9 protein-coding genes are annotated in these 4,168 nt (G+C 35.3%); all 9 read left to right on the top strand.

The genetic code is table 11. From position 1 onward, the window contains the following. A partial coding sequence (locus RW092_RS01770) for a DUF1351 domain-containing protein (RefSeq protein WP_316009346.1) occupies positions 1-604 on the top strand: 604 nt, incomplete at its 5' end. Then, the gene (locus tag RW092_RS01765; RefSeq protein ID WP_316002662.1) at positions 601-1,314 is read left to right on the top strand and encodes a putative HNHc nuclease; all 714 of its coding nucleotides are present in this window, start codon (positions 601-603) and stop codon (positions 1,312-1,314) included. The genes RW092_RS01770 and RW092_RS01765, both read left to right, overlap by 4 nt. A gap of 18 nt (positions 1,315-1,332) precedes the next feature. Then, positions 1,333-2,298, top strand: coding sequence for a Lin1244/Lin1753 domain-containing protein (locus RW092_RS01760; RefSeq protein WP_316002663.1), 966 nt, complete (start codon positions 1,333-1,335; stop codon positions 2,296-2,298). An 11-nt stretch (positions 2,299-2,309) separates the two neighbouring features. Continuing rightward, positions 2,310-2,654, top strand: coding sequence for a hypothetical protein (locus tag RW092_RS01755; protein ID WP_316002664.1), 345 nt, complete (start codon positions 2,310-2,312; stop codon positions 2,652-2,654). Continuing rightward, a complete protein-coding gene (locus RW092_RS01750; RefSeq protein WP_316002665.1) occupies positions 2,655-2,852 on the top strand; it encodes a hypothetical protein in 198 nt (65 codons plus the stop codon). It begins immediately after the preceding gene. 21 nt (positions 2,853-2,873) lie between these two features. Beyond that, positions 2,874-3,284, top strand: coding sequence for a DUF7694 domain-containing protein (locus tag RW092_RS01745; protein WP_316002666.1), 411 nt, complete (start codon positions 2,874-2,876; stop codon positions 3,282-3,284). 4 nt (positions 3,285-3,288) lie between these two features. After that, entirely contained in the window at positions 3,289-3,420 is a 132-nt protein-coding gene (locus tag RW092_RS01740) for a hypothetical protein (protein ID WP_316002667.1), read from the top strand. Positions 3,421-3,431: 11 nt separating this feature from the next. After that, positions 3,432-3,893, top strand: a complete 462-nt coding sequence (locus RW092_RS01735; protein ID WP_316002668.1) for a hypothetical protein — start codon at positions 3,432-3,434, stop codon at positions 3,891-3,893. Next, entirely contained in the window at positions 3,886-4,065 is a 180-nt protein-coding gene (locus tag RW092_RS01730) for a DUF6877 family protein (protein ID WP_252702777.1), read from the top strand. Before RW092_RS01735 ends, RW092_RS01730 begins: the two co-directional genes overlap by 8 nt. The last annotated feature ends 103 nt before the right edge of the window (positions 4,066-4,168 follow it).

The raw sequence follows: 4,168 nt of genomic DNA, 5'->3' as shown, positions 1-4,168 counted from the left end.
GAATAAAATTGATTCTCAAATCAAAGAATTTGAAGAAAAAACTAAGGAAGATCGAAAAGTAATTGTGTTAGCTGAACTAACCGAACAAGCTACCAATTATGGATTAGAAGTTTCAGAAATAGAGTTGAAGTCTTCATGGCTTAACTCTTCAAACTTTACTGCTAAAAATAAACTTACTAAAAAGATTGAAAAAGAGATTCTAGCTGAATGTATTGAGATAAAACAAAGAAAAGACACAAGAGAACAGAATAAAAAACTAGTTGAAAGTTACGCAAAGGCAAACAAGCTAGAACCACATTCTTGGGTCATGTTGATTGATGAAGGCTTAACGGCTGCTAATATCTTTCCAAAGATAGATGCAGCAGCTAAGGAAGTTTTAGAGCAAGAACAAAGGGAACTAGAAAAAGCAGAAGCAGAAATCAAGCAAGCTTTACCAAATAAAACGGCTGTAGAAGTACACAAAGAACTACATGCAGAAGAAAGCGAAGATGAACCGACTTACTCATTTACTTTAAATATCACAGGAACGGCAAAACAAATTTCCATTATCAAAAAGACAATCGAAGATTTAGGCGTGAAGTATCAGGTGGAGATGGATGAATGAGATTCCTAGCTAAAGTATTTGAAGTGAAAAATAATTGGTTTCGAATACAGTCTAGTAAGCCAATCAATCGTGAGTTTTTAAATTTATTAGCGGATGGACAAGAACTTTATGTAGAAGTAAAGGTCCATGACAATCGAAAGATTACATCAAAGCAAAATGCTCTTTCTCATTCATTGATTCGGGATATTGCGAGATATAGCAACGACTACCCTGAAAGAACAGAGCTATTGATGAAATATTACTACAAAGGAAGAACAGGAGAAGTGTTTTCCCATCGGTTAGCTACTCGTCATGAGGCTAACCAATGGATTCATTTCTTAATTGATTTTGTCCTAGAAGCAAATATCGAGCTTCCTGGAGATTACATTTATCTTCTAGAAGATGATTATTGGTTTTATTCCTCTTTGAAACATCGAAAATGTTGTCTTTGTGGCGAACATGCAGACATTGCTCACTTTCAATCAGTGGGAGCAGGAAAAAATAGAAAGAGAACCGATCATCGTTTATTGCTGCTCATGGCACTATGTCGTAAACATCACCAACTACAGCATCAGCAAGGTATAAATTATTTCGTTAAAGCGAATCAGATTATTCCGGTTCGATTAGAGGAAGAAGATATTTTAAAACTGAAGCTTACTTCTAAGAAAGTTTTAGATGAATTTAAAGAGCAGGAAGTATTACAAGGATATTTTGAATTAGAAACTGCATAAGTACTAGGAGGTAATGACTTGGCAAGACCTACAAAGGATGGTCTTGATTATTTTCCACTTGATGTTGATATTTTCGAAGATGAAAAAATAGAGGCTATTGCTGGGGAATTTGGCATAAAAGGTGAGCTTGCGGTTATCAAACTGCTATGTGCGGTATATAAAAAAGGATACTTCATTGTGTGGAATGATTTAACCAAAGCGACCCTTTTAAAACGCCTGCCTGGAGTAAGTAAGGAATTATTAGATCAGATTGTAGCCCGCTTGGTTGCGTGGGAATTCTTTAACGAAGACCTGTTCAATTCGGCTAAGGTGCTGACATCTGAAAACATCCAAGCCGTGTACTTCGAAGCAACAAAAAGACGAAAATCACCAAAACCAACCCAATACGTAATTAATGTAAACATTAACTCTTCTTCTAATGGAGATAATGTAAACATTAATCCACAAAGTAAAGTAAAGGAAAGTAAAGAAAATAAAAGTAAAGAAAATACTACTGAATCAGAACAGTATTCGCTCCAAATATATTCTTATCTCGAAAAAAATGGGTTCGGTAGTCCGTATGGAAATACTATGGGAGACAATATCAATTTTTGGTTAAAAGACCTAGAAGAAGCAGGATTGACCATTGAACAAGCAGATGCTTGGATGATCCATGGTGTAAATACAGCAATCGAAAATAATAATCGCAGATGGAAATATTTAGAAGGTATTCTCAAGAATCGTTTCAACAAACGTCTATTTAGTAAGGCTGCTATTGAAGGTGAAGAGGAAAAACGGAAAAATCAGCAGGCAAAATCTTCAAATTCAAAATATCAAAATAATGTGCGACGTGAAAAGTTACCTGACTGGGTAGATAAACAGCAAGAAGAAAATGCACTAGACCCTAATAAAAAAGCTGAAATTGACCGACGTTTTGAAGAATATTTGAAACGGAAAAAAGAGTCGACATCGGCACAGGGGAATAGCACATCTAATTATATATGAAGGATGATTGTATGAACGTAACCAAAGAAGAGAAAATTAGAGCAAGAAAGCAACTTATTGTATTAATGGCAGGTCGTTCTGTCAATGACTTAACAGAAGAAGAGCTTAAAACTGTTCAATCAATTAGCAAAAAAATTAGTTCTGATTTAATGGGAACATCAAGACCGTTGCCAAAGATGGAATTAAGTGAACTGACCTATGAAAAATATAAACACTTAATTGATCTCGGTTATTTATCTAGAGACATACAAAAAGCGGTAGGAGTTTCTTCTGGCAGATTTTTAAACTGGAAATACCAAAATTTCCCTGAACATGCAGTTAAAAAAATGCGGAAGAAACGCAGAACAAAAAAGTAGGTGGGACAGTTGAATAAAAAAGATGTCCCACCTAAGAAGAAACGCCCAAGGTATTCGCTTGATGATGGAACAATAGAGAAGCTCGACTGGCTTTATGAACAAGATAAGAAAGTCATGAATAAGCGTATCTATCCTTCTGATACATTAACGAAAATCATTAATGATGCATATGAAGTAAGAAAGGCTTTTGGAAATTAATATCAGGAAGGTTGAGGAAAAATGAATAAAAAAGAACGCAAAAGTTTCGATAGAGTTAAAGGTATGCGCTCGCCGTTGCCTAAAAATTGGCGACAAGGAGCAAGCCCAAAATCAACCAATAGATGTCACGGTTGGGTTGCTGAAATGGATAGAGGCTACACGGATGGTAGTTTTGCCGTTTTAGTTCGGACTGTTGAGACAAAAGAATATGGTCCAGTACTTCATGCGGCTATTCGTAACATTGAAAACACGGATATTCCTTGGCGAGAAAAACAAAGAATCAAAAATGAATTATTTGGAGAAGAACGTGAAGCTATAGAGTTTTTTCCAAAAATGAGTGAATTAGTGGATGAAGCCAATATGTATCATCTCTGGGTATTTCCGCCCAAAATTCAGTTGCCATTTGGGTTGACTGCAAAGTTGGAGGATTAAAGAAATGAAAAAAATCGAAAATTGGTTTGATATTATCAGCGATTTATTAGGATGTACTTTTGTTCTTGCTCTCATTCTTATGCTTGTGGGGGCTTTAATGAAGTTAGCAGTAATCATTTGGCAATCTATTTTTTAGGAGGAAATAAAATGAGAACAGTCATTCAAGGCAAAGAAATCACAGTAACAATTAAATCGGAGCGAGAATTAGACACACAAGAAATAATTGCAGCACATCAATTGGCTACAGGAAATTTTGAAGCTTTATTTATCAAAGAAGATAGCGAAACAACCAACACCAACAAAGAAGCAAAAACGAAATCTGTAGAAAACAATATTCCAAAATGGGTTCAAGCAGAAGTCACATGTCCTGTATGTAGGTATAGAGGCAGAAATATAACCAAATATGGCAATGTATTTACAAAATGTCCTAGTTGTAAAACACCTTTGTATAACAAATATGCAACAGGAATTGCTGGTGAACATGATAAAGCAGGTAACTATTACTATGCTGAGGAGGTCTTACGTCCTAAAAACGGAGGATTGACTGATGAGGAACAAGAACTATTAAAATCAATGAGCCAAGTAGTGACTAGTGAAAACGATGGATAAAATCAATGAGTTAATAAGCAAATATGATTTTCCTTTGTCAGTTCTAAGCGATGTCAATCATCGCTTGGAATGTTGCAAAGAAGAAGCATATGTGGCTCAGCAAGTAAGATATTTAGAAAACTTAGTGAAGTTCGGAAAAGTAAATTTGAAGGTGGAAAAAAATAATGGTTGAAATGACAATTTTTTGGAGCGTGATGGGCGCAGTATTAGCAATCTTTGGTTTTTATTTAATCAATCATACAAACAAGCGAGGAAAAGACTGCACAGTATTAGGA

Source organism: Paenibacillus sp. 3LSP, assembly GCF_032465655.1.
Classification (GTDB): Bacteria; Bacillota; Bacilli; order Paenibacillales; family Paenibacillaceae; genus Fontibacillus; species Fontibacillus barengoltzii.
Note: the sequence above shows the minus strand (reverse complement) of the source record. Positions and strands in the feature narration are given on the sequence as shown.